The 25,400-nt window shown below is 62.5% G+C and carries 22 protein-coding genes; 4 read left to right on the plus strand and 18 right to left on the minus strand.

Going from position 1 to position 25,400, the window contains the following annotated elements; genetic code table 11:
• Positions 1 to 146: 146 nt before the first annotated feature.
• The 3 genes from gltB (at position 147) to hemE (ending at position 7,363) form a co-directional block, all read left to right on the plus strand.
• Positions 147 to 4,592 carry a glutamate synthase large subunit gene (gene gltB, locus FW800_RS02885; RefSeq protein WP_032878304.1) on the plus strand — a complete coding sequence of 1,482 codons (4,446 nt, stop codon included), beginning with the start codon at positions 147 to 149 and terminating at the stop codon, positions 4,590 to 4,592.
• A gap of 32 nt (positions 4,593 to 4,624) precedes the next feature.
• A complete protein-coding gene (locus FW800_RS02890) occupies positions 4,625 to 6,043 on the plus strand; it encodes an FAD-dependent oxidoreductase (protein WP_446436928.1) in 1,419 nt (472 codons plus the stop codon).
• A gap of 252 nt (positions 6,044 to 6,295) precedes the next feature.
• Complete coding sequence (gene hemE / locus FW800_RS02895) at positions 6,296 to 7,363, plus strand: uroporphyrinogen decarboxylase (RefSeq protein WP_046070564.1); 1,068 nt, start codon at positions 6,296 to 6,298, stop codon at positions 7,361 to 7,363.
• A gap of 60 nt (positions 7,364 to 7,423) precedes the next feature.
• Here hemE and FW800_RS02900 read toward each other — a convergent pair whose 3' ends face one another.
• Complete coding sequence (locus FW800_RS02900) at positions 7,424 to 8,635, minus strand: MFS transporter (RefSeq protein WP_446437010.1); 1,212 nt, start codon at positions 8,633 to 8,635, stop codon at positions 7,424 to 7,426.
• 181 nt (positions 8,636 to 8,816) lie between these two features.
• Between FW800_RS02900 and FW800_RS02905 the strand changes: the two genes are divergently transcribed.
• Complete coding sequence (locus tag FW800_RS02905) at positions 8,817 to 9,710, plus strand: LysR family transcriptional regulator (RefSeq protein WP_216090630.1); 894 nt, start codon at positions 8,817 to 8,819, stop codon at positions 9,708 to 9,710.
• Positions 9,711 to 9,832: 122 nt separating this feature from the next.
• Here the strand turns inward: FW800_RS02905 and FW800_RS02910 are convergent, their stop codons facing one another.
• The 17 genes from FW800_RS02910 to FW800_RS02990 are packed head-to-tail and all read right to left on the minus strand — an operon-like array spanning position 9,833 to position 25,392.
• On the minus strand, positions 9,833 to 10,228 hold the full coding sequence (locus tag FW800_RS02910) for a hypothetical protein (protein ID WP_078820097.1): 396 nt from the start codon (positions 10,226 to 10,228) through the stop codon (positions 9,833 to 9,835).
• A gap of 26 nt (positions 10,229 to 10,254) precedes the next feature.
• Entirely contained in the window at positions 10,255 to 11,481 is a 1,227-nt protein-coding gene (locus FW800_RS02915) for a beta-ketoacyl-ACP synthase (protein WP_446436929.1), read from the minus strand.
• Positions 11,481 to 12,209: a 3-oxoacyl-ACP reductase FabG gene (fabG, locus tag FW800_RS02920; protein WP_032878297.1), complete on the minus strand. Its 729-nt coding sequence runs from the start codon at positions 12,207 to 12,209 to the stop codon at positions 11,481 to 11,483. Before fabG ends, FW800_RS02915 begins: the two co-directional genes overlap by 1 nt.
• Positions 12,206 to 12,667 carry an ApeP family dehydratase gene (locus tag FW800_RS02925; RefSeq protein WP_446436930.1) on the minus strand — a complete coding sequence of 154 codons (462 nt, stop codon included), beginning with the start codon at positions 12,665 to 12,667 and terminating at the stop codon, positions 12,206 to 12,208. Before FW800_RS02925 ends, fabG begins: the two co-directional genes overlap by 4 nt.
• Positions 12,664 to 13,830 carry a beta-ketoacyl-[acyl-carrier-protein] synthase family protein gene (locus FW800_RS02930; protein WP_223017968.1) on the minus strand — a complete coding sequence of 389 codons (1,167 nt, stop codon included), beginning with the start codon at positions 13,828 to 13,830 and terminating at the stop codon, positions 12,664 to 12,666. The genes FW800_RS02925 and FW800_RS02930 overlap by 4 nt, the downstream gene beginning before the upstream one ends.
• On the minus strand, positions 13,827 to 14,309 hold the full coding sequence (locus FW800_RS02935; protein ID WP_446436931.1) for a hypothetical protein: 483 nt from the start codon (positions 14,307 to 14,309) through the stop codon (positions 13,827 to 13,829). Before FW800_RS02935 ends, FW800_RS02930 begins: the two co-directional genes overlap by 4 nt.
• Positions 14,306 to 15,055 (minus strand): class I SAM-dependent methyltransferase, encoded by a 750-nt coding sequence (locus FW800_RS02940; protein WP_078820101.1) that lies wholly within the window; start codon positions 15,053 to 15,055, stop codon positions 14,306 to 14,308. Before FW800_RS02940 ends, FW800_RS02935 begins: the two co-directional genes overlap by 4 nt.
• On the minus strand, positions 15,052 to 16,299 hold the full coding sequence (locus FW800_RS02945) for an NAD(P)/FAD-dependent oxidoreductase (RefSeq protein WP_446436932.1): 1,248 nt from the start codon (positions 16,297 to 16,299) through the stop codon (positions 15,052 to 15,054). The genes FW800_RS02940 and FW800_RS02945 overlap by 4 nt, the downstream gene beginning before the upstream one ends.
• Before the next feature lie 33 nt (positions 16,300 to 16,332).
• Positions 16,333 to 18,663: an MMPL family transporter gene (locus FW800_RS02950; protein ID WP_248090461.1), complete on the minus strand. Its 2,331-nt coding sequence runs from the start codon at positions 18,661 to 18,663 to the stop codon at positions 16,333 to 16,335.
• Positions 18,635 to 19,330: an outer membrane lipoprotein carrier protein LolA gene (locus FW800_RS02955; protein ID WP_446436933.1), complete on the minus strand. Its 696-nt coding sequence runs from the start codon at positions 19,328 to 19,330 to the stop codon at positions 18,635 to 18,637. The genes FW800_RS02950 and FW800_RS02955 overlap by 29 nt, the downstream gene beginning before the upstream one ends.
• A complete protein-coding gene (locus FW800_RS02960) occupies positions 19,324 to 19,752 on the minus strand; it encodes an acyl-CoA thioesterase (RefSeq protein ID WP_194439917.1) in 429 nt (142 codons plus the stop codon). The genes FW800_RS02955 and FW800_RS02960 overlap by 7 nt, the downstream gene beginning before the upstream one ends.
• Positions 19,745 to 21,286, minus strand: a complete 1,542-nt coding sequence (locus FW800_RS02965; RefSeq protein ID WP_446436934.1) for an HAL/PAL/TAL family ammonia-lyase — start codon at positions 21,284 to 21,286, stop codon at positions 19,745 to 19,747. Before FW800_RS02965 ends, FW800_RS02960 begins: the two co-directional genes overlap by 8 nt.
• Positions 21,270 to 22,205, minus strand: a complete 936-nt coding sequence (locus FW800_RS02970) for an LpxL/LpxP family acyltransferase (protein ID WP_446436935.1) — start codon at positions 22,203 to 22,205, stop codon at positions 21,270 to 21,272. The genes FW800_RS02965 and FW800_RS02970 overlap by 17 nt, the downstream gene beginning before the upstream one ends.
• Positions 22,202 to 22,936: a glycosyltransferase family 2 protein gene (locus tag FW800_RS02975; protein WP_122732447.1), complete on the minus strand. Its 735-nt coding sequence runs from the start codon at positions 22,934 to 22,936 to the stop codon at positions 22,202 to 22,204. Before FW800_RS02975 ends, FW800_RS02970 begins: the two co-directional genes overlap by 4 nt.
• Positions 22,929 to 24,599, minus strand: a complete 1,671-nt coding sequence (locus FW800_RS02980) for an ApeI family dehydratase (protein WP_446436936.1) — start codon at positions 24,597 to 24,599, stop codon at positions 22,929 to 22,931. The genes FW800_RS02975 and FW800_RS02980 overlap by 8 nt, the downstream gene beginning before the upstream one ends.
• Entirely contained in the window at positions 24,596 to 25,141 is a 546-nt protein-coding gene (locus FW800_RS02985) for a COG4648 family protein (protein WP_078820107.1), read from the minus strand. Before FW800_RS02985 ends, FW800_RS02980 begins: the two co-directional genes overlap by 4 nt.
• A complete protein-coding gene (locus tag FW800_RS02990) occupies positions 25,138 to 25,392 on the minus strand; it encodes an acyl carrier protein (RefSeq protein ID WP_003187949.1) in 255 nt (84 codons plus the stop codon). The genes FW800_RS02985 and FW800_RS02990 overlap by 4 nt, the downstream gene beginning before the upstream one ends.
• Positions 25,393 to 25,400: the final 8 nt, after the last annotated feature.

Consider the following 25,400-nt stretch of genomic DNA (forward strand, 5'->3'; position numbering starts at 1 on the left):
CTAAATTTGTGAGCGTCTGTGTCGGTGTGTACAATGACCTCCCTTTTGCCCCCGCTAAGCCGGCGTACGTTCGGCGTGGAAGGTAACCGGTTGAATTGAAAAGAAATTTGCCTCGATATAAGAGGCAGCCTGGTGAGAAAGTGTCTATGAAAGCAGGTCTGTACCAACCCGATGAATTCAAGGATAACTGCGGTTTCGGCCTGATAGCCCACATGCAGGGCGAGCCCAGTCATACCCTTTTGCAAACGGCCATCGAGGCCCTGACCTGCATGACCCACCGCGGTGGGATCAACGCCGACGGCAAGACCGGTGACGGTTGCGGCTTGCTGATTCAAAAGCCCGACCAGTTCCTGCGCGCTGTCGCCAAAGAGCATTTTGCGGCCGACCTGCCCAAGCAGTACGCCGTGGGCATGGTGTTTTTCAACCAGGACCCGGTAAAAGCCGAAGCCGCTCGCGAGAACATGAACCGCGAGATCGTTGCTGCCGGCCTGCAACTGGTCGGCTGGCGCAAAGTGCCAATCGACACCAGCGTACTCGGCCGCCTGGCCCTGGAGCGCCTGCCGCAGATCGAACAAGTGTTCATCGCGGGTGACGGCCTGAGCGACCAGGACATGGCGATCAAGCTGTTCACGTCCCGTCGTCGTTCGTCGGTGCTCAACGCCGCCGACACTGACCATTACATCTGCAGCTTTTCCCACAAGACCATCATTTATAAAGGCCTGATGATGCCGGCGGATCTCACCGCCTTTTATCCAGACCTGAGCGACGAGCGCCTGCAAACCGCGATCTGCGTGTTCCACCAGCGCTTCTCCACCAACACCCTGCCGAAATGGCCGCTGGCCCAGCCATTCCGCTTCCTCGCCCACAACGGCGAGATCAATACCATCACCGGCAACCGCAACTGGGCCGTGGCCCGTCGCACCAAGTTCGCCAACGATTTGATGGACCTCGAAGAGCTCGGCCCGCTGGTCAACCGCGTGGGTTCCGACTCCTCTAGCATGGACAACATGCTTGAGCTGATGGTCACCGGTGGCATCGACCTGTTCCGTGGCGTGCGCATGATCATTCCGCCTGCGTGGCAGAACGTCGAGACCATGGACCCGGACCTGCGGGCGTTCTACGAATACAACTCGATGCACATGGAACCGTGGGACGGCCCGGCCGGCGTGGTCATGACCGACGGCCGCTACGCGGTGTGCCTGCTCGACCGTAACGGCTTGCGCCCGGCGCGCTGGGTCACCACCACCAACGGCTTTATCACCCTGGCGTCGGAAATCGGCGTGTGGGACTACAAGCCTGAAGACGTGATCGCCAAAGGCCGTGTCGGTCCTGGCCAGATCCTGGCCGTGGACACCGAAACCGGGCAGATCCTCGACACCGACGCCATCGACAACCGTCTGAAGTCGCGTCACCCGTACAAGCAATGGCTGCGCAAAAACGCCCTGCGCATCCAGGCGACCATGGAAGACAATGACCACGGTTCGGCTTTCTACGACATCGACCAGCTCAAGCAATACATGAAGATGTATCAGGTCACGTTCGAAGAACGTGATCAGGTGCTGCGCCCGCTCGGCGAGCAAGGCTACGAAGCCGTAGGCTCCATGGGCGACGATACGCCGATGGCTGTGCTGTCCCAGCGTGTGCGCACGCCGTACGACTACTTCCGCCAGCAGTTCGCCCAGGTGACCAACCCACCGATCGACCCGCTGCGCGAAGCCATCGTGATGTCCCTGGAAGTGTGCCTCGGTGCCGAGCGCAATATCTTCCAGGAATCGCCTGAGCACGCCTCCCGTGTGATCCTCAGCTCGCCGGTCGTTTCCCCGGCCAAGTGGCGCTCGCTGATGACCCTGGAGCGTCCAGGCTTCGACCGCCAGATCATCGACCTGAACTACGACGAGAGCCTCGGCCTTGAAGCCGCTGTGCGCAACGTCGCCGACCAGGCTGAAGAAGCTGTGCGCGCCGGCCGCACTCAGATCGTACTGACCGACCGCCATATCGCGCCGGGCAAGTTGCCGATCCACGCGTCCCTGGCGACCGGCGCGGTGCACCACCGCCTGACCGAAAAAGGCCTGCGCTGCGACTCCAACATTCTGGTGGAAACCGCCACTGCCCGTGACCCGCACCACTTCGCGGTGCTGATCGGCTTCGGCGCCTCGGCGGTGTACCCGTTCCTGGCGTATGAAGTACTCGGCGACCTGATCCGTACCGGTGAAGTGTTGGGCGACCTCTACGAGGTGTTCAAGAACTACCGCAAGGGCATCACCAAGGGCCTGCTGAAGATCCTGTCGAAGATGGGCATCTCAACCGTCACCTCCTACCGTGGCGCGCAATTGTTCGAAGCCATCGGCCTGTCCGAAGAAGTCTGCGAGCTGAGCTTCCGTGGTGTGCCGAGCCGTATCAAGGGCGCGCGTTTCGTCGATATCGAAGCCGAGCAGAAAGCCCTGGCTGCCGAAGCCTGGAGCGCGCGCAAGCCGATCCAGCAAGGCGGCCTGCTCAAGTTCGTGCACGGTGGCGAATACCACGCCTACAACCCGGACGTGGTCAGTACCCTGCAAGCCGCCGTGCAGCAGGGCGACTACGCCAAGTTCAAGGAATACACGAGCCTGGTGGATAACCGCCCGGTGTCGATGATCCGCGATCTGTTCAAGGTGAAGACCCTGGACACGCCGATGGATATCGCCGAAGTCGAGCCACTGGAATCGATCCTCAAGCGCTTCGACTCCGCCGGTATTTCCCTGGGCGCCTTGTCACCTGAGGCTCACGAAGCCCTGGCCGAAGCCATGAACCGCCTGGGTGCGCGCTCCAACTCCGGCGAAGGCGGCGAAGACCCGGCGCGTTATGGCACGCTCAAAAGCTCGAAAATCAAGCAGGTGGCAACCGGCCGTTTCGGTGTGACCCCGGAGTACCTGGTCAACGCCGAAGTGCTGCAGATCAAGGTTGCCCAAGGCGCCAAGCCGGGTGAGGGCGGGCAATTGCCAGGCGGCAAGGTCAACGGCCTGATCGCCAAGCTGCGTTATGCAGTGCCGGGCGTGACCCTGATCTCGCCGCCGCCGCACCACGACATCTACTCGATTGAAGATTTGTCGCAGCTGATTTTCGACCTCAAACAAGTCAACCCGCAGGCCCTGGTCTCGGTAAAACTGGTCGCAGAAGCGGGCGTCGGCACCATCGCCGCTGGCGTCGCCAAGGCCTATGCCGACCTGATCACCATCTCCGGCTACGACGGCGGCACCGGCGCTTCGCCGCTGACCTCGATCAAGTACGCAGGTGCGCCGTGGGAGCTCGGCCTGGCCGAAACCCACCAGACCCTGCGCGGCAACGACCTGCGCGGCAAGGTGCGGGTACAGACCGACGGTGGCCTGAAAACCGGCCTCGACGTGATCAAGGCTGCGATCCTTGGCGCCGAGAGTTTCGGCTTCGGCACCGCGCCCATGATCGCGCTGGGCTGCAAATACCTGCGTATCTGCCACCTGAACAACTGCGCTACTGGCGTGGCGACTCAGAACGAAAAACTGCGCAAGGACCACTACATCGGCACCGTCGACATGGTGGTGAATTTCTTCACCTACGTCGCCGAAGAAACCCGTGAGTGGCTGGCCAAGCTGGGCGTGCGTTCGCTGGAAGAGCTGATTGGTCGCACCGATCTGTTGGACATCCTCGAAGGCCAGACCGCCAAGCAACAGCATTTGGACCTGACACCGCTGTTGGGCAGCGATCACATCCCCGCAGACAAGCCACAATTCTGCCAAGTGGACCGCAACCCGCCGTTCGACAAAGGCCTGCTGGCCGAGAAAATGGTCGAAATGGCCGGCTCCTCGATCAGCGATGCCAGCGGTGGCGAATTCGCCCTGGATATCTGCAACTGCGACCGTTCCATCGGTGCTCGCATCTCCGGTGAAATCGCGCGCAAGCACGGCAACCAGGGCATGGCGAAAGCGCCGATCACCTTCCGCTTCAAGGGCACTGCGGGCCAGAGTTTCGGTGTGTGGAACGCCGGTGGCCTGCACATGTATCTGGAAGGCGATGCCAACGACTACGTGGGCAAAGGCATGACCGGCGGCAAGCTGGTTATCGTCCCGCCAGCCGGTAGCGTGTACAAGACCCAGGACAGTGCCATCATCGGCAACACCTGCTTGTACGGCGCCACGGGTGGCAAGCTGTTTGCCGCGGGTACTGCCGGTGAGCGCTTCGCCGTGCGTAACTCCGGTGCCCACACCGTGGTGGAAGGCACTGGCGATCACTGCTGCGAGTACATGACCGGGGGCTTTGTCGCGGTACTGGGCAAGACCGGTTACAACTTCGGTTCGGGCATGACCGGCGGTTTCGCCTACGTGCTCGACCAGGACAACACCTTCGTCGACAAGGTCAACCACGAGTTGGTCGAGATCCAGCGGATCAGCGGTGAAGCCATGGAATCCTACCGGAACCACTTGCAGCACGTGCTGGACGAGTATGTCGAGGAGACCGGCAGTGAATGGGGTCGCAACCTCGCCGAAAACCTCGATGATTACCTGCGTCGTTTCTGGCTGGTCAAGCCCAAGGCTGCCAACCTGAAATCGTTGCTTTCCAGCATCCGTGCCAACCCGCAGTGATATGCGCCTGAACAGTTTGATGAGGTTTTAACATGGCTGAACGTCTGAATAACGACTTCCAGTTCATCGATGTCGGGCGCAAAGATCCGAAGAAGAAACTGTTGCGTCAACGCAAGAAAGAGTTCGTGGAAATCTACGAACCCTTCAAGCCCCAGCACTCGGCCGATCAGGCCCACCGCTGCCTGGGGTGCGGTAACCCGTATTGCGAATGGAAGTGCCCGGTGCACAACTTCATTCCCAACTGGCTCAAACTGGTGGCCGAGGGCAACATTCTCGCCGCCGCCGAGCTGTCGCACCAGACCAACACCCTGCCGGAAGTCTGCGGCCGGGTGTGCCCGCAAGACCGTCTATGTGAAGGTGCCTGCACCCTCAACGACGGCTTCGGCGCAGTGACCATCGGTTCGGTGGAGAAGTACATCACCGACACCGCGTTCGCCATGGGCTGGCGCCCGGATATGTCCAAGGTCAAACCGACCGGCAAGCGCGTCGCGATCATCGGCGCGGGCCCGGCGGGCCTGGGGTGTGCCGACGTGTTGGTGCGTGGTGGCGTGACCCCGGTGGTGTTCGACAAGAACCCGGAGATCGGTGGTCTGCTGACTTTCGGTATTCCCGAGTTCAAGCTGGAAAAAACCGTACTGAGTCACCGTCGTGAAGTGTTCACCGGCATGGGTATCGAGTTCCGCCTCAATACCGAGATCGGCAAAGACATCACCATGGAGCAACTGCTCGCCGAATACGATGCGGTGTTCATGGGCATGGGCACCTACACCTATATGAAGGGCGGCTTTGCCGGTGAGGACTTGCCGGGCGTGTATGACGCGCTCGACTTCCTGATCGCCAACGTCAACCGCAACCTGGGCTTTGAAAAGTCGCCGGAAGATTTCGTCGACATGAAAGGCAAGAAGGTCGTGGTGCTGGGCGGTGGCGACACCGCGATGGACTGCAACCGTACCTCGATCCGCCATGGCGCCAAGTCGGTCACCTGTGCGTATCGTCGCGACGAAGCCAACATGCCCGGCTCGCGCAAAGAGGTGAAGAACGCCAAGGAAGAAGGCGTGAAATTCCTCTACAACCGCCAGCCGATTGCGATCGTCGGTGAAGACCGCGTCGAAGGCGTGAAGGTGGTCGAGACCCGTCTCGGCGAACCGGATGCCCGAGGCCGTCGCAGCCCCGAGCCGATCCCGGGTTCCGAAGAAATCATCCCGGCTGACGCCGTGGTCATCGCTTTCGGTTTCCGTCCAAGCCCGGCGCCCTGGTTCGAGCAGTTCGAAATCCAGACCGACAGCCAGGGCCGCGTGGTAGCCCCGGAACAAGGCCAGTACAAGCACCAGACCAGCAACCCGAAAATCTTCGCCGGTGGCGATATGGTGCGCGGCTCTGACCTGGTAGTGACGGCGATCTTCGAAGGCCGCAATGCCGCCGAAGGGATCCTGGACTACCTGCAGGTCTGATCAAATTTCAGTCTGAAATGCGATCAAATGTGGGAGCTGGCTTGCCTGCGATGCAGGCAACTCGGTCTGTCAGCCAGACCCAGTTGATGCTATCGCAGGCAAGCCAGCTCCCACACAAACCTCATTTCACATTGAGGTTTGTGTTGCCAGTCATTGCGACAAATTGACCCGATAGACAAAAGGCTCTGCTCTTGCCGTGCCTTTTGCGTCGCGCTCTGAGAAAATGCCCGCACTTTTTTTGCGGATGCCGACATGACTGCCCTCAAGAACGACCGTTTCCTTCGTGCCCTGCTCAAGCAACCTGTAGACGTCACCCCCGTGTGGATGATGCGTCAAGCCGGTCGCTACCTGCCGGAATACCGCGCCAGTCGCGCCCACGCCGGCGACTTCATGAGCCTGTGCATGAATCCTGCGTTCGCCTGCGAAGTCACGATGCAGCCGCTGGACCGCTACCCACAACTGGATGCGGCCATTCTCTTCTCCGATATCCTTACCATCCCCGACGCCATGGGCCAGGGCCTGTACTTCGAGACCGGCGAAGGCCCGCGTTTCAGGAAGGTCGTCAGCACCCTGGCCGATATCGAAGCCCTGCCGATTCCTGATCCGCACAAAGACCTCGGCTATGTGATGGACGCGGTCAGCACCATCCGCCGCGAGCTCAACGGTCGCGTGCCGCTGATTGGCTTCTCTGGCAGCCCGTGGACGCTGGCCACCTATATGGTCGAAGGCGGTTCGTCGAAAGACTTCCGCAAGACCAAGGCCATGCTCTACGACAACCCGCAAGCCATGCACCTGTTGCTGGACAAGCTGGCACAGTCGGTGACCTCCTACCTCAACGGCCAGATCATGGCCGGTGCGCAAGCGGTGCAGATCTTCGATACCTGGGGCGGCAACCTGTCGGCGGCGGCGTACCAGGAATTCTCCCTGGCCTACATGCGCAAGATCGTCAGCGGCCTGATCCGCGAACACGAAGGTCGCAAGGTTCCGGTCATCCTGTTCACCAAAGGCGGCGGCCTGTGGCTGGAAAGTATCGCCGATGCTGGCGCCGATGCATTGGGCCTGGACTGGACCTGCGATATCGGCGAAGCCCGCCGTCGCGTTGGAAACCAGGTTGCGCTGCAAGGCAACATGGACCCCACTGTGCTGTACGCCAAGCCGGAAGCGATCCGCACGGAAGTCGGGCGCATCCTCGCCAGCTATGGCAAGGGCACCGGCCATGTGTTCAACCTCGGCCATGGCATCACGCCGGAAGTGAATCCGGAACATGCGGGTGCGTTCCTGCGTGCGGTGCATGAACTGTCGGCGCAGTACCACGAATAAAGCACAGAGCAAAAATGTGGGAGGGGGCTTGCCCCCTCCCACATTAAAAGCCAGAAACCTTCAGACCTGCCCCAACGGCGGCAACTTCGCCAGCTTCAACGCCACCAGCAACGCGCCAATCAGCAGCGCCACGATAAACCCGCCAATCCCGTTCCATCCGGCAAAGTGCCAGAAGAACCCGCCCGCCGTCCCGGCAATACTCGATCCCACGTAATAGCAGAACAGGTAAAGCGACGACGCCTGCCCCTTGGCTTTCACCGCACGGCGGCCGATCCAGCTGCTGGCCACCGAGTGGGCGCCGAAGAAGCCGAAAGTGAAGATCAACATGCCCGGCACCACCAGCCACAGCGAGGTGAACAGCGTCAGGGCCATGCCGGCGAGCATCAGCACGATGGTGGCCCACAGCACGCGGCGGCGGCCAAGGCGGTCGGCCAGAGAGCCGATCTTGGCCGAGCTGTAGATGCCCGAGAGGTACACCAGCGACAGCAGGCCGACCACGGCCTGGCTCAGTTCATAGGGTGAGGCCAGCAGGCGATAACCGATGTAGTTGAACATCGTTACGAACGCGCCCATCAGCAGGAAGGCTTCCAGGAACAGCCACGGCAAGCCCGCATCCTTGAAATGCATGACGAAGCCATCCACCAGGCTGCGCGGCTTGAGGCTGCTGGCGCGGAAGTTGCGCGATTCGGGGAGGATCTTCCAGAACACTGTGGCGGCGATCAACGCCAGAGCGCCGATGATCAACATTGCGGTGTGCCAGCTGACGAAGTCGATCAACACGCCGATGATCAGGCGCCCGCTCATGCCGCCAATCGCATTGCCGCCGATGTACAGGCCCATGGCCAGGCCGATGTGCTGCGGGTGGATCTCTTCGCTGAGGTAGGTCATCGCCACGGCAGCCAGGCCGCTCAGGGACAGGCCCACCAGCGCCCGCATCAGCAGAATCCCCTCCCAGGTCGGCATCAGACCGCTGGCGATGGTGGCCAGCGCCGCACAGAACAACGCGGCGACCATCACCGGCTTGCGCCCCAGCCGGTCGGAAATCGGCCCGGTGATTAGCAGGCCGCAGGCAAGCATCGCGGTCGCGACCGAAAGAATCAGGCTGCTTTGCGCCGCATTGATGGAAAATTCATGGGACAGCGCCGGCATCATCGGCTGTACGCAATACAACAGGGCAAAGGTGGCAAACCCGCCGGAAAATAGCGCCAACACCGTGCGCATGAACATCGGCGTGCCTTTTTCGATGTACTCGTCATTGAGCTGCGCCACCACGTCATCAAGGGCTGAGGGCGGGGTGTGTTGGGCAAGTGGAGCAACAGCAGGATTCACGGGGGACCTCGGGGAGGAAAGTCTGCCAGGACTGACAATACGAAAAAGAATATAGCTGGCTAATGATTCTTTCCAATATATTGTTCGACCTGTTTGATAGGTTCTACGACCTAATGAGGTGTGCATGGAATTACGTCACCTGCGGTACTTCATCGCCGTCGCTGAAGAACTGCACTTTGGCCGCGCCGCGCAGGTGCTGGGCATATCGCAACCGCCCTTGAGCCAGCAGATCCAGGCACTGGAGCAAGAGGTGGGGGCGCGGTTATTTGAGCGTACCAATCGTCGGGTCGAGCTGAGCGAGGCCGGGCGCCTGTTCCTGCAAGAGGCGCGGCTGGTGCTGGCCCAGGTCGACAAGGCGGCAGACGTGGCGCGCAGAGCGCAATTAGGAGAGCTCGGGGAGTTGAAGATCGGCTTCACATCTTCCGCGCCGTTCAATTCCAGTATTCCCCAGGCGATCTTTGCGTTTCGCCAGGCTTTCCCGGCAGTGCACCTCAATCTGCAGGAGATGAGCAGCACGGAGGTGGCCGAGTCATTGGTGGATGAGTCGATCCAGGTCGGGCTGATGCGGCCTTTGCCGTTGCCTGATTCGCTGAGCGTGGTCGAGTTGATGCGCGAGCCCCTGGTTGCCGTATTGAGCGCCGGCCATCCGTTGGTGGAAGGCAGCGAGCGCGGCCTGCACCTGGCGCAGTTGGCGCAGGAACCCTTTGTATTTTTCCCACGCACCTACGGCAGCGGCCTGTATGCCCAACTGCTCAACCTGGCCCGCGACGCCGGGTTCAGCCCGCATTTTGCCCAGGAAGCGGGGGAGGCGATGACCATCATCGGTCTGGTGGCGGCGGGGTTGGGCGTGTCGGTGTTGCCGGCGTCTTACCAGCGTATCCGCATTGATGGGGTGGTCTATCGCACCTTGCTGGACCCGGAGGCGATGACAGCGGTGTGGCTGGTGCAGCGCAAGGGCGTGCAAACGCCAATGGCTAAGGGGTTTGTGGAGTTGTTGACGCACAGGGCATCTGAATAACGCCCTTGAGAACATGGCATATCTCATGTGGGAGGGGGCTTGCTCCCGATAGCGGTGGTTCAGTTAGAGAGACTGAGACTGACACACTGCTATCGGGAGCAAGCCCCCTCCCACATTTGGCCTTACTGCATCCCGGCCGAGCGTATCCCCGCCAGAATATCCCGGTCCAGCATGCTCACCCAACGGTTGTAATTGCGATGGATCTTGCCGTCCTTGTAGCCCAGGTCGCGGCTGTCGCGGTAGGTGATGGCATAGCTGTTGCGGGTGTAGCGGATATCGATTGCTGCATAGAACTGGCCGCGCACGGTGATCTCGGCCTGCACCAGTTGCGGGCTCAGGCGTTGTACTGTCCACTCACGTTTTTGCAGGGCGGCGACGATCACCTGTTTCATTTTTTCTTCGCTGACCTGGGTCGTGGCCGGCAGTTCGTGCTGGGTGTTGAGCACTGGTTTGCTGGTGCAGCCGGCAGTGGTCAACAGGGCCAGGGTGATCAGGGTAGCGCGTAGCAGGGAAGACATTCCGTTTTCTCCAATCGATTAAAAAGTCAGGCCCAGCGGCGGAAGATCAGCGAGGTGTTGACGCCGCCGAAGGCAAAATTGTTGTTCATCACGTAGTCGTTGTGCATCTGGCGAAAGCCCCCTTGCAGGTAATCGAGCTCGCCGCATTGCGGGTCGACCGAATCCAGGTTGAAGGTGTGCACGTAGTGGTCGCGGTTCATCATCTCGATGCTGAACCACGACTCCAGCGCGCCGCAGGCACCCAGGGTGTGGCCGAGGAAACTCTTCTGCGAGCTGATCGGCATACGGCTGCCGAACAGGCTGCTGGTGGCCAGGGTTTCAGCGATGTCGCCCTGGTCGGTGGCGGTGCCGTGGCCGTTCACATAGCCGATGGCAGAAGGCGCAAGCCCAGCGTCTTCCAGTGCCAGTTCCATGGCACGGCGCATGGTTTTCTGTTCCGGGCGGGTGGTGTGCTGGCCGTCGGCATTGCTGCCAAAGCCAACCAGCTCAGCGTGAATATGCGCGCCCCGCGCCAACGCGTGTTCCAACTCTTCCAGTACCAGGATGCCGGCGCCTTCACCAATCACCAGGCCATCACGGCCGCTGTCGTAGGGGCGCGGACTGGTTTGCGGCGCATCGTTTTTCAGGCTGGTGGCGTAGAGTGCATCGAACACCATGGCTTCGGTGGGGCACAGTTCTTCGGCGCCACCGGCGAGCATCAAGGGCAGGCGCCCGAACTTGATCGCTTCATAGGCATAGCCGATGCCCTGGCTACCGCTGGTGCAGGCGCTGGACGTGGGGATCAAGCGCCCGGTGAGGCCAAAGAAAATGCTGATATTCGCCGCGGTGGTGTGCGGCATCATCCGCACATAGGAGTTGGCGTTTAGCCCCTCGGCCACGGAATTGAGCAGCATATTGCCGAACGCCTTGATCTCATCGGTGCTGCCGGTGGACGAGCCACAGGCCACGCCCATGCGCCCGTCCTTGATCGACGGGTTACCGAGCAAGCCGGCATCCTGCAGTGCCTGCTCCGCTGCCCACACCGCCAGGCGCGAGACGCGCCCCATGCTGCGCAATTGCTTGCGGGTCCAGTGCGCAGGCACCACAAAATCATCAATCGGCCCGGCCAGGCGCGTGTTCAATTCGGTAAAGCGGTCCCATTCATCCATGCGCCGGATACCGCTGCGGTTGGCGCGAAAGTTGGCGGCGATGGTTTCCCAATCGCTGCCCAGGGACGTCACGCCGGCCATGCCGGTGACAACGACGCGCTTCATCAGCACAAGCCTCCGTTCACGGCCAGCACCTGGCGTGTGATATAGCCGGCTTCGGCCGACATCAGGAAATTCACCGCGCCGGCGACTTCTTCCGGGGTGCCCATGCGTTGCGCGGGGATCATTTTCATCAGCTCTTCGACGGGGACGTTTTCATCCAGCATCGCCGTGTCGATCAACCCCGGCGCCACGCAGTTGACGGTGATCTTGCGTTTGCCCAGTTCGATCGCCAGCGCCTTGGCTGCGCCGATCAGGCCGGCTTTTGAAGCACTGTAGTTGACCTGGCCGCGGTTGCCGATCAACCCGGACACCGAGGTGATGCACACGATACGCCCAGCGGCGCGACGTCGAATCATCGGCATCATCACTGGGTGCAGCACGTTGTAGAAACCATCGAGATTGGTGCGCATCACCACGTCCCAGTCGTCTTCCGACAGGGCAGGGAAGGCGCCGTCGCGGGTCAGGCCGGCATTGAGCACCACGCCGTAGTAGGCGCCATGTTGCTCCACGTCGGCTTCAAGGATGGCCTTGCAACTGGCGCGGTCGGACACGTCGAATTGCAGCACCCGCGCCTTGCGACCCAGGGCCTCGATCTCGACCTGCACGGTGTCGGCTTCGGCGCGGCCACTGCGGCAATGCAGCACGATGTCATGGCCGGCCTGGGCCAGGCGCAGGGCAATGGCGCGGCCGATGCCACGGCTGGAGCCGGTGACCAGTACGGATTCAGTCATGACGTTGGGTCCTTCGATTCATCTAAATAGTTGGCCGCCTGGGGCGGTCGAAATACGTTCAGGCGCGCACTGGCCTGGATACCCTTACCGGTGAGGTGGCATTCGAACACACCCATGCCGTTGTCGTCTTCCAGGGAGCGCAGGCCGTGGATATTCAGCTCGGCGCCTGCCGGGAAGTACTCGACATTGCACCCGAACTTGCGTGTACCCAACAGGAAGCCCAGTTCCACCGCGCGGCCTTGCTGGCGTGCATGGCAGCCGGCATAAGCGGCGACGCTTTGCGCCATCAATTCCAGGCCGACCCAGGCCGGCAGGCTACCGTCAGGGCGGTTGAACAGGCCGTCGGGCTTGACGGTGACGCGGGTGCGGATCTGCTCATCATCGAACGACAGCACCTGGTCGATCAGGATCATGTCGCCCGCGTGGGGTAGCAGCTCGGCAAGTGGCCAATCGATCATGGGGCCTCTGCGATTATCAGGCTGACGTTATTACCGCCGAAGGCAAACGAGTTGCTCATCAGGCAGGTTTTTTTCAAGGTGTCGCCGCTGTGCGTCCATTGCAAGGGCGGCAGCGCCGGGTCGGCGTGGCCATCCCACACGTGAGGCGGCAGCTGGGCGTGAGCCAGGCTCAGCCAGCAGAACGCCGCTTCCAGCGCTCCGGCGGCGCCAAGGGTGTGGCCGGTCATGGGCTTGGTCGACGAACAGGCCACACCGCCGGGGAACAGGCTGGCGACCGCCAGGCTTTCCATGGCGTCGTTGTGTTGAGTGGCGGTGCCGTGCAGGTTCAGGTAGCCGATCTGCTCGGGAGCCAGCTTTGCGTTGGCCAGGGCCTTGCGCATCGCTTGCAACGCGCCCTTGCCGCTGGGCTCGGGCGCGGAGATATGGTGAGCGTCGCAACTGGCACCGCTGCCCAGCAAGGCGATCGGTGCCGGCTCGCGGCTCATCAGGAACAGTACCGCCGCCTCACCGATATTGATGCCGTTGCGGTTCACCGAGAACGGGTTACAGCGCTCGCTGGATACCGCCTCCAGCGAGGTAAATCCGTTCAGGGTCAGCTTGCACAGGCTGTCCACGCCGCCACAGATCACCGCATCGCATACCCCCAGGTTCAGCAGGCGCTGGGCGCTCATCAAGGCACGGGCGCTGGAGGTGCAGGCGGTGGAAATCACGTAGGCCGGGCCGCTCAATTGCAGCCAGTCGGCGAGGAAGTTTGCCGGGGCGCTGAGTTCCTGTTGCTGGTAGTCGTAGTCGGCAGGGAACTGCTTGTCGCGCAGGTAATGAGCAATGCCACGGCTGGCTTCGTCGATGCCCGAGGTGCTGGTGCCAAGCACCACGCCGACTCGCCCTGGGCCATAGGTTTGAATGGCCTGACGGATCTCATCTTCAATCTGCAACGCCGCTTCCAGCAACAACTGGTTATTGCGGCTGCTTTGTTGAGCCAGTTCCACCGGCAGAGGCACCAGTTCGCCCTGGACGGCAGCCACCGGCACCACGCGCTCCGGCACCCAGCCGCTTTCGGCGCGCATCCCTGAGCAGTCACCGGCAAACAGGTTGCGGCTGACTTCGGCCTGGCCGCGGCCAAGGGCGCAGATCACACCGAGGGCATTGAGGTAAGCGGTCATCGGCTGATACCCAGCGGGGTGATGCGATAACTCAACGGCTGGCCGGCCATGTTCACGCTGAACACCTCGGAAGACTGATAGATGATTTGCCAATGGCCCGGCAGCGTGCGCGTCAGGTCCATCGCCTCGGCGCGTGGATACAACGCCGGCACATCACCGCCTGGGGTCAAAGCAAACAGCAGCGCGGCAAACAGCTCCCGCGCCTGGGGATTGGGTGGCAGCAAGCCGTCGGCCTGCCACTGCCCATCGAGCAGTTTTTGCCGGGCCAGGGGAATGCCCAAGGGGTCCATCATCGACCAGCGAATCGCGTGGCCTTCGCGCTGGATCACCAGCAGCCAGTCCTGGCGCTGCCCGTCCGTCAGGCGCTGCACATGCAGTTGCATCGGCAAGGCCAGGGCCGGGATTTTTTCCGGCAGCGGTGCCTGGCTGGCGCAGGCACTGAGCAGCAACAGGCAACCCATTAACAGCAGGCGCATCATGAGGCGGCGTTCTCCAAAGGTTTGCGCGCTACGCAGTTGACCAGGGTTTCCTCGCGCTGGCCCACCGGCGGCGCCTTGCGCAGGCCCCAGCGCTCCAGCAGGCCGAAGTCGCTGGAGCGGCTCCACCACAGGTAGGGGTACGAGACATTCTGCGAGTCGAATTCAAAGCCTTGCTCGCGCAGCATCTCCAAGTACTCTTCGGCGCTTTTTTGCACATGCATCGGGTGGCGGAACAACCAGCGAATCACCCAGGTGTCGATATAGGCTTCGGTGGACTCGGCAAACAGCAGATAGCCGCCCGGTTTGAGTACCCGGTAGAACTCCTTGAGCGCGCGATGTTGCTCGACCAAATGGTGAAAGGTCTGGTGGCAAAACACGATATCGACGCTGGCGTCCGGTACATCGAGGGTGGCGCAGTCACTGCCGATCAGCTCGACAGCCAGGCCCTGGCGCGCAGCCTCTTCACGGCTCAGCTCCAGACTGTGGGGGTCGGCATCCAAGCCGATCAGGCGTGAAGGCGCAAACACCTGCTGCAGCAACCGGAAGGACTTACCCTGGCCACAACCGGCGTCCAGCAACACCGGGGCCACCGGCAGCGGCTCGCTGAACAGGCTGCGCAGGTCGTTGATCGCCACGCGCAATACGTGATGCTGCCAGGTGTGGCTGCGCAGGAACCAGAAGCCGAACCTGGTTTCCTCGACATAATTTTTGCTCAGGTAGTTTTTTTCAACGGCAGGACTGCTCATACCGCTTCACTCGCACAAATATCCGACAACATCCGCAATCGCCGTTTAGGCTCGCTGACAAACGGGTTGCGCTCATCCCAGGCGTAACCGGCCAGGATCGAACTGATCATGCGGCGAATCTCCGGCGAGCTGCCAGGATGGAAAATCACATCCTGGAACGTACCGGCATACCAGCCTTCGACGTAGCAGCGGAAGGTATCGACACCGCGCTTCAAGGGTTCGGCGAATTCGCTTTGCCAGTCCACGGTCTCGCCGTTGAGCTGACGGTGCAGCACAGCGGCGGCCATGCTGGCCGACCGCATGGCGATGGTCACGCCGGACGAGAACACCGGGTCGAGAAATTCCGCTGCATTGCCCAGCAGCGCAAAGCCTGGGCCGTGCAGGCTTTTGACGTTGGCCGAATAGCCGCCGATGCTGCGCGCCGGGGTGTCCCATACGGCATTGCTGAGCACGGCGGCCAGGCTTGGCGTGTCATCGACAAAGCTGCGCAGGCAGGCATCAAGGTCGCTGTCGCGGCCATCGAAATGCTCTTTGGCCGCGACCACGCCCACCGAGCAACGGCCGTTGCTGAACGGGATGGTCCAGAACCAGATGTCGCGCTGGGTCGGGTGGGTGGTGACCAGAATTTTGCTGCGATCAAAGCCTGGGTGTTCGATGCGGTCTTCGATGTGAGTGAACACGGCCTGGCGCAGCGGGAAGTTCGAGGGCGCCTCAAGGTCCAGCAGGCGCGGCAGCACGCGGCCATAGCCGCTGGCGTCGAGCACGAACTTGGCCTTGATGTGGTACTCGCTGCCGTTCTGTCGGCGCACATGCAGGTAGCGGCACTCGCCGGAGAAATCCACACCGACAATGCTTTGGCCATAGCGGATTTCCACACCTTGCAGCGCCGCCTGATCGGCCAGCAACTTGTCGAACTCGCCGCGCTGCACCTGGAAGGTGGTGGGCTTGCCGTTGCTGAAGGTGTCGCCAAAGTCAAACGCACTGTAGCGCTCGCCCCAGGCGAACGCGGCGCCGGTTTTTACCTGGAAGCCCGCCGCTTGCACAGCGTCCAGCATCCCGGCTTCTTCGATGAAGTCGATGCAGTGCGACAGCAGGCTTTCGCCAATCGAGAAGCGTGGGAAATGCTCGCGCTCGATGATCAATACATCATGCCCTTTGCGCTTTAGCAGCGCGGCCGCGATGGCACCGGAAGGCCCGGCACCGATCACCACCACCTGGCGACGTTCCATTTCAACTGTGGGCACGAGGGCTCCTTGCCGCATGGGCGATAATCGCATTCATAAGGTGTGTTTCTGCTGGGCTGCCCAGGGCGCCAGCATAAAGCTGAATGCCAGGCCCAGGCTGACCGATAAACCGAAATTACTCACGGCCGGTGTGCTCGACACCGCCAGCAGGCCGAACGACAACCAGGTTGTCAACGCCGCCAGCAGTGTTCCCAAGAGGCTGACGGCCGGGCCGCCGATCTGCTCGCGCATCAAGATCGCGTAGTCAACGCTGATGGCTGTGACCAGCAACAGGCCAAACAGGCTGAACAAGGTCAGCGGCTGGCCCAGCCAGCCGAGGCTGGCCAGGCTGCACAGCGCGGCCAGCAGGGGCAGGGCGACGATACGCAAGGCGCCGCCAAAACCGAAGGGCGCAATCAGCAACAGCACGATCAGTACGCACGACAGCAACTTCAATTCGGCTGCGCTGATTTGCGTGTCGGCAAACACGCGGTTCAAGTCGCCCAGGCGATCGACTAGTTGCACGCCGGGCAAATCCAGCGCCTGCACCCGCAGCAACGCCGGGTTGTTCAAGCCTTGCAAGCTGACCATGGCCGCCACGCCGCCGTCGACCGGGCCGAGCCAGAGCGTGCGCCAGGGTTCGGCCAGCGGGCCTTGCAGCGCTGCGTCAATGTCTTGAGTGGGCAGCGCCTGCAACTGCGCGACTTCAGCCTGCAGGGCACTGACGGGCACGCCGAGGTCCAGCAGCGGTTGCCAGTGTTGCGCCAGAGTGTTCAGCGCATCGCGCAGTTGTTGCTGCTCCTCGGGCAGGTTCACCAGTTGACTGAGCGCCAGGTAACCCTGGAGCTTGTCCATGTTCACCAACTGATCCAGGCGTTTGCCCAAGGCGGCCTGGCGTTCCAGCAACTGCTGCTGATTATCTGCGCGCACCAGGAAAAACTGGCTGGTGGGCTGGAACCCGGTGATGCGCGCTACGGCCTGTGCTTCCTGGAGCAATTGCGGCGGCGCGCCGATCCATTGGCGAATATCGTTCTTGCTGTTGAGCTGCCACAGGCCGGCGGCGCAGAACACCAGCACCGCCACCAGCAGCACTGAACCGGGCACGCGTTTGATCAAGGCGGTACGCAGTTGCCATAGGGCCTGGGCGACACGCAGCGGCCATTGCGCCGGGCGCAGCTCCACACCCTTGAGCAGCGCAGGCAGCAGGCACACCGCACACAAATAAGCCCCCACCAGCCCGGCGGCGGAGAACACCGCGATTTGCGTCAGCGCCGGGAAGGGTGTCCAGGCCAGCGCCAGGTAGCCGATGCAACTGGTGGCCAGGCTCAGGCTCAGCCCCGGCAGGGTCAGGCGCAACGCCGGCCAACTGCGCCAGGGTTGCAGGCTCCAGCTTTTGGACAGGTAGTGCAGTGGGTAATCCACCGCCACGCCGATCAGGCTGGAGCCCAGCACCAGGGTCATCACATGCATATGCCCAAACAGTGCCACACAAGCGACTGCGCCAAACAGCATGCCCACCAGCACCGGCACAAATGCCAGCAACACCCTCCAGCGTCGGAAAGCCAGCAACAGCAACAACAGGATGCCGATGGTTGCGCCACCGCCGACCCAGGTGATTTCCCGCGTGGCTTGCTGCTGCCCATTGGCCGCGTAGAGCAAGCCGCTGGCGGCGAGCAATTGCGCGCCGTGCTCACCAGCCTGCTCGCGGCTGGCCTGGAGTAAATCCGCCACTTGCAACGGCAATTTCATATCGAAGGCATTGCCGTTGGTGCGTGCCCGCACCAGCACCCAGCTTTGGCCGTCGGCTTCGGCGATCAAGGCGCCGCTGCCGATGTCCAGCTGAACCGCGCCGTGTTGTGGCTGGCTGTTCTGGATACGCCCGGTCAGGCCGAGCCAGTCGTCCTGGCTCGGCACCAGGCTGAAGCCGGTGAACGGGTCGAACAGCGCTTGCACCCGTTGCTGGATAAAGGCGTCGGGGCGTTCGATCAGTTGCTCACGGTCGTTGGCCGAGAGCATCGACAAACGCCCTCGCAGCAGTTGCTCGCGCAACGCCGGCAAGTCGGCTTGCAGGTTCCATTGCACCTGTTCAAACAGACCGCTGGCCTGCCAACGCTCGCCCATTTGCTGCGCCGCGGCCAGTGCTTGCTGGCGGTCGGCATGGCCCACCAGTACCAGCATCTCGCGGTTCAGCGGTTCTTGCATACGCTGTTCGGCCTGCTGTTCCAGGGCGTCCGGCGTACTGCCCGGCACCAGTTCCATCAGGTTGGCCGACAACGGCGCGCCATCGCGCCACTGCCAGCCGGCCAGGGCCAGCACGGCCACCAGCAGGATCAGGAACAGGCGCGGCAGCAGGCGCTCACTGGGCAAAGTCGTGTTGCTCCGCATCGCTCAAGGGTTGGTCGGCCGTGCTGTCCTGCATACGCAATACAGTGCTGTCGCCCTGGGTTTCCAGCAGCTCGATGGTTTGCACCAGTTCGCCGCCGTCGATATTGATCCGGGTGAACACTTGCTTGAGCAGCAATGAGCGCGGGGTCAGCGTGAGCTTCCAGTTGTGGGCCTGGCCTTGCAGTTGCAGTTCGAAGTCACGCTGCAAGCCGCTGCTGTCGCCCTGCAGCACCGCGAGAAACAGGCGATTCTGTTCGGCCCCGGCGCTCTTGTTCGGCAGCGGTTGCCAGCCGTTGGCGTCACGCCGGGCGATGCCTTGGCCTGTGATGCGGTAGTCCTGTTGCAGCGGGGTCTTGAGCAGCCATAACAGGCCGTGGTCCTTGGCGAGCACGAAGGTGCCTTTGCTGACCAGCGGCTGGGGCAGGGCGCGCAGGTGTTTTTCCTGAGTGAAGCTGCCGTGGATGACAGAGGGTTTTGCAAGCTGATCGCTCAACTGCTGCAAGTCGAACGCCTGGGCCAAGCCTGGAACGCCCAACAGCAGGATAAGCACAATCCCTGTGGGAGCGGGCTTGCCCGCGAAGAACCTGAGGACGCTGCGTAGTGTCAGGCGTCGTGCGTTATCGTTAACGACCATCGCGGGCAAGCCCGCTCCCACAGGGGTCAGCATTTCAGGGCCCTTTCTACGGCATCGGTGAATATCGTGGGCGAGGCAAGTTGCATCTCGCGGTTGGCGATTTGCACCGCCACCTGCACGGTGCTGGCGCGGGTCAAACGCTCGCCGCTCGCCAGGTCAGTGATCAGGTAGTTGACCTTCAAACGGTTCTCCCACTCCACCAGGCTGGCACGCACATTGAGCGTCTGGCCGAAGGTCGCGCCACGTACATAGCGTAGCTGCATGTCGATCACCGGCCAGGCGTAGCCGGACTCCAGCATGGCCGTGTAGTTATGGCCGATCTTGTCCAGCAACGCACAGCGCGCCACTTCCAGGTACTTCACGTAATGCCCGTGCCACACCACGTTCATGGTGTCGATATCGAAAAACGGCACGAGGATTTGCGTGTCGCAGTGCAATACGCCGGGGCTACGCATGCAGCCTCCAGTGTTGCGCGGCGATGCGTTGCAGGCACAGGCGCAGTTCGCCTTCCAGGGCACGGTCTTCGATGACTGGCGGGAAGTCCAGGGCCAATTCTGCGTGCATTGCGGCCAGTGCCGGTGGCAGCGCTCGGGCATCTTCTGCTTGGGCTCGCAGCCACACGCCCTGGTTGGCGGCGAGCAGGGCGGCGGCGGCTACTTGTTCGGTCAGCTCCAGTACGCGGATTGCATCGCGGGCAGCGATGGTGCCCATGCTCACCTTGTCCTGGTTGTGGCACTCGGTGGAGCGTGAGAACACACTGGCCGGCATGGTGTTCTTCAATGCTTCGGCGGTCCAGGCGCTGGTGCCGATCTGCACGGCCTTGAAACCGTGATTGATCATCGCGCGGTCGGCGGGGGCGCCCGAGAGGTTGCTTGGCAGGCCATGGTTGTAACGCACGTCCACCAGCAGCGCGAGCTGGCGGTCGAGCAGGTCGGCGACGTTGGCCACCAGGGTCTTGAGGCTGTCCATGGCGAAGGCGATATGCCCGCCGTAGAAGTGCCCGCCGTGCAGTACGCGTTCTTCTTCAGCGTCGATGATCGGATTGTCGTTGGCGCTGTTGAGTTCGATCTCGATGAACGAGCGCAACCAGCTCAGGCTGTCGGCCAACACGCCGAGCACATGGGGGGCGCAGCGCAGCGAGTAGCGATCCTGCAAGCGATGCAGCGGCGCGGTCGGTGCATCGATCGCCAGGTCGTTGCGCAGCCATGCGGCCACTTGCATCTGCCCTGGGTGCGGCTTGGCGGCGAACAGGCGCTCGTCGAAGTGTTCCTGGTTGCCTTGCAGCGCCACCACATTGAGCGCGGTGATGCGTGTGGCCAGGTGCAGCAGGTAGTCGGCGCGGGCGAAAGCCAGGCAGGCCAGGCCAGTCATCACGGCGGTGCCGTTCATCAAGGCCAGGGCTTCCTTGGGGCGCAGCACCAAAGGCTCCCAGCCCAGTTCGCGGTGCACGTCGGCCGCCGGGCGGCGTTCGCCACGAAACAGCACTTCACGTTCGCCGGACAAGGTCGCGGCCACATAGGACAGCGGCGTCAGATCACCGCTGGCGCCCACCGAGCCTTCTTCCGGGATCAGTGGCAGCACATCGTGTTCAAGGAAGGCGTGCAGACGTTCCAGTAGCTCCACGCGTACGCCCGACACGCCATGGCACAGCGACTGCAAACGCGCCGCCAACACGGCGCGGGTGGCTTGGGCGTCGAGCAACTTGCCCAGGCCGCAACCGTGAAAGGTGTACAGGTGACGCGGCAAGGCTTCGACGTGTTCCAGCGGCACCGCCACCACGCAGGAGTCGCCGTAGCCGGTGGTCACGCCGTAGATCACACCTTCCTTGTCCAGCAGCGAGTCGAGAAACTGCGCGCCCTTGGCGATGCGCTGACGATAGGCAGCATCACCCTGCAATTGCGTGGGCGCCTGACGGTTGGCCAGGGCCAGCACGTCTTCGATGCGCAAGGGGCGTTCGCCAAAGGTTACCGGCTCAAGATGCGTCGTCATCGGTCTTCCAGAAAGGGTAAAAGTTGAACCATTGTTGGGGCGCTTGCAGGCAGAAATCGCCCAGGCGTGCGGCGTAGCGGGCGGTCCACTCGGCAATCACTTGCTCACGGGTGCTGCGCTTCCATTCGAGCAATTGCGCAAAGGGTTCGATGCTCAGGCGATAGCGGCCTTCATGCTTGAGGCACATCAGCAGGTTGACCGGGCATTTGAGCAGCCCGGCCAGCAGCCACGGGCCTTGGGGGAACGCAGCCGGGTGGCCGAGGAAATCCACGCGCACCGTGCGCCCACCGTGCAGCGGTATGCGGTCACCGGCAATCGCCAGCCATTCGCCGTCGTCCAGGCGCTGGCTGAGCAGCAGCATGGTGGCCGGGTCCAGCTCGCTGACCTGGATCAGGCGCAAATGGCTGGCCCCGGCTTCGCCCAACAGGCGGTTGAAACGCTCGGCGTGCTTGGTGTGCACCAACACGTTCATGGTGACCTGTTCACCGATCTCCGCCAGTGCACGGCACACTTCCAGGTTGCCCAGGTGCGCGCCTACCAGCATCTGCCCGCGTGCGCCACGCAGTTGCCCGCGCAATTGCGCCGGGTCGTTGATTTCGATCTGTTCCAGGCCCAGCTTGCCGTTCCATACGTCGAGCTTGTCGAGCAGGGAATCGGCGAAGGCCATGAACTGGCCGAAGACTTTCCGGTGGCTGGGCAGCAGTTCATCGCGCCCGCTCCATTGGGCCAGGCGCTGTTGATATTGCCAGGCGCTGTGGCGCGCCGTGCGGCCAAATAGAAAGAAGTAGAAAACGATGCTGTAGAGCAAAGGGCTCAACAGGCGACGCCCCAGGATTTTTGCGGCGAGCGCCGTGAGCTTCATCAGCCAGAAGCTGCCGCGTTCCTCGCGGTCGGCCCAGTGCTTGGTGCTGTCGCTCATGCCTGCCACCGTCGCCACAGGATCATCGGCGCACGCACCAACATGCCGAAAAACAGCCGCGTGTGCATGGCGCTGATGCGAACGTTGTCGCGGAACAAGCGAAAGTGCGACAAACCGTCGGCCGGGTAGTGCACCTGGGTCGGCAGCCAGCGCATCGGTTGGTTGCGCCAGGCCAGGCGCACCAGGATGTCCGAGTCGAAATCCATGTGCGTGCCGATGTAGGCCGAGTCCATCAATGCCAGGGTTGGCGCCAGCGGGTACACGCGAAAGCCGCACATCGAGTCGCGAATCTGCAACGACAGGGTGTTGATCCACACCCATACGTGGGTCAGGTAACGCGCATACAAACGGCCTTTGGGCACGCTGTCGTCGTATTCGGGGTAGCCGCAGATGACGGCGTCAGGGTGCCGGCGCGAAGTGTCGATAAAGGTCTCGACTTCACGCAGGTCGTGCTGGCCGTCGGCGTCCACTTGCAGGGCGTGGGTGTAGCCCCGGCGCGCCGCTTCGCGAAAGCCGGCCATCACTGCGCCGCCCTTGCCCTGGTTGCTGGGCAGGGTCAACAGGGTGACGTTGTCGAGGGTGGCCAATTGCGCCAACACCGCTGCGCAGGCCGGGCTGCTGCCGTCGTCGACCAGCAGGCACGGCAAGCCGCTGCCCAGCAGGCTGCGGACCACGGCGGGTACGGCAGTTTCGTGGTTGTACACCGGAATCAGGGCGCAGGGGTTATGCATTCGCAGTCACCAACTGTATGCGACCGCTGGAACAGGCGGCAACGCCGTTGCGGTAGGTGAAATAAAGCTTGCTGCGTTCCCGGTCAAAGCGCAGGTGCAGTTCAATCTGATCGCCCGGGCGCACCAGTTGCTGGAACTTGAGTACTTCCATACCGGCGAAGGTGCTCGGCAAGTCGAGCAGTTGCTGGCCCAGGTTGAACGCCCATTCCACTTGCACCACGCCCGGCAGCACGGGCGTTACCGGGAAGTGTCCGCTGAAATAGGCCAGGTCCGGCGGAACGCTCAGTTGCACGGTCCATTCGCCATCGGCTTCGACCTGCTCCAGCACTTCGGGGGCTTTTGGCCGGGGAGCCAGCAGAAGTGCTTCGATATCGGCCTGGGGCAGCTTGCCCTGGCTGTTGAGCGGCAATTGGCGCAGCAACCGCCAGCGACGGGGCAGGGCCAGGGCTTCGCAATGTTGGCCCAGGTGCTGGCGCAGGGTTTGGGTGAGCGTGCGCCGGCCCTGGTTGCGCAGGGCATGCAGGCCATCGCTGCTGAGCACCACCAGCGCGCCAAGGGAGGCGCGGTTTTCCTGCACTACACCCAAGCGGGTTTCAGCGACCCAGGGATGGGTCATCAATGCCTGTTCGAGCATCGGCAGGGAGATGCGTTTTTCTTCCAGCTTGACGATACGGTCCAGGCGGCCCAGCAATTCGAAGCGGCCATCGGCATGGATGCGTGCAGCGTCGGCGGTCTGTTCGATGTGCCCTTCGGGGAGGTATTTTGATGCGATGCGCAGCGCGCCGTCGGCATCCTGGCTCAGTTGCACATCGGCAAACGGCTGCCAGGGTTGCGCGCCCTGGCGCCAGGCGATGCCGCCGGTTTCCGAGCTGCCGAGAATTTCCGTCGGCCATTGCTGCAAGCGGTCATACAGACTGCCAGCGGCTTCAACGGGCAGCGCGCCACCGGAGGAAAACACCCGCGCAACCTGGCTCAGTGCCGACCAGTCGAGGTTGTCGCCCATGCGTTTGAGCAGCGCCGGGCTGGCGACCCAGGCAAATTGTGGGTGCTCGCGGCTGGCGCGCTGCATGTCTTCGGGGAGCGCCAGTTGCTTGCGCACAAAGGTGCGACCTGCGTACAGCGGCCACAGCACGCGAAACAGCAAGCCGTAGATGTGCTGGGTGGCGACGCTGCCGATGATGCAGGCGTCTTTGAGGTCCGCCCCCCACAGGGCTTCCAGCGCCTCGACTTCATTGGCCAGTTGGCGCAGGGACTTGTCGATGCGCTTGGGCTCGCCGCTGGAACCGGAGGTGCACAGGCTCAGTTGGCAGGTGTCCAGGTCGAGAACCGCAGGGCTCAGTGGCGCCTGGTACAGCGCCTCGAGATCAGCGGCTTCGATCAACCAGGCGTCGACGGCAGGATCCCAGCGATGGCGGGTCTGGGGCTGCAGGTCGGCCGGCAGCAGTACGCTGGCACCGGCGCGCCAGGCGCCCAGCAAGGCAATCGCCAGGACGCCCGCGTCTTCCAGGTACACGGCCAGGCGCTGGATGCCTCGCGCCTGCAAGCCGGCCGCCAGGCGCAGGGATGCTTCCCACAGCTGGGCGTGATTCATGTCAGGCTCGGTGGTGACCCAGCGCTGTTGCAGCGGCTCAAGCAACAAGTGCTCAAGTTTCAACCCATTCATACGCGGCCTCGAACCCTTTGTCGTACCAGCCATTCCACGGCAAACAACAGCGCCATCAGCCCGTAGGCGATCAAGCCGTTGTACAACGTCCACCAGCTCAGCGGCGCCCACAGCGTGAGCGCGGCGGCGAGCAAGCCGTTACACAGAAAAAATGCACTCCACACCACGGTGACCTGGCGGGTATACACGATTGCCTTCGGCGGCAGTTGCGGGTCAGTCATGCGTGCCAGGCGCTCGACCATCGGCGGGCCGTATTTCAGGCTCAGGCCGAACAGCGCCAACATGAACGCGCTGACCAGGCTGGGGTACCAACGCAGCCACTGCGGGTTATCGAACCAGGCCAGCAGCACGCAGAACACGATCACCGTCACCGCCATCCAGCGGCTGCCCGGGCGCCGCCCAGCGGTCAGGGCGCGCAACAGCCACAGGCTGCCCAGCAACAGGCCGAATTGCCACGGTGCAAAATGCTCGGTGCCGTAATACACCGCAAAGGGGTACAGCAGCCCCGCCAACAACAGGCCAAGGCCGATCAGCCGGCTCATGCGGCGGGCTGGACCAGACGGTATACCGCCTCAACCACGTCGTTCACGGTGCGCACCGCCTTGAATTCTTCGGCGGCGATCTTCTTACCGGTCTGGCGCTTGATGTGGTCGATCAGGTCCACGGCGTCGATGCTGTCGATTTCCAGGTCTTGATACAGGTTGGCGTCGAGGGTGACGCGCTCCGGGGGCAGTTCAAACAGTTCCACCAAGGCATCGCGCAGGGTGTTGAAAATATCGTCACGAGTTTGCATGGTACGGT

This window comes from Pseudomonas sp. 910_23 (assembly GCF_052850795.1).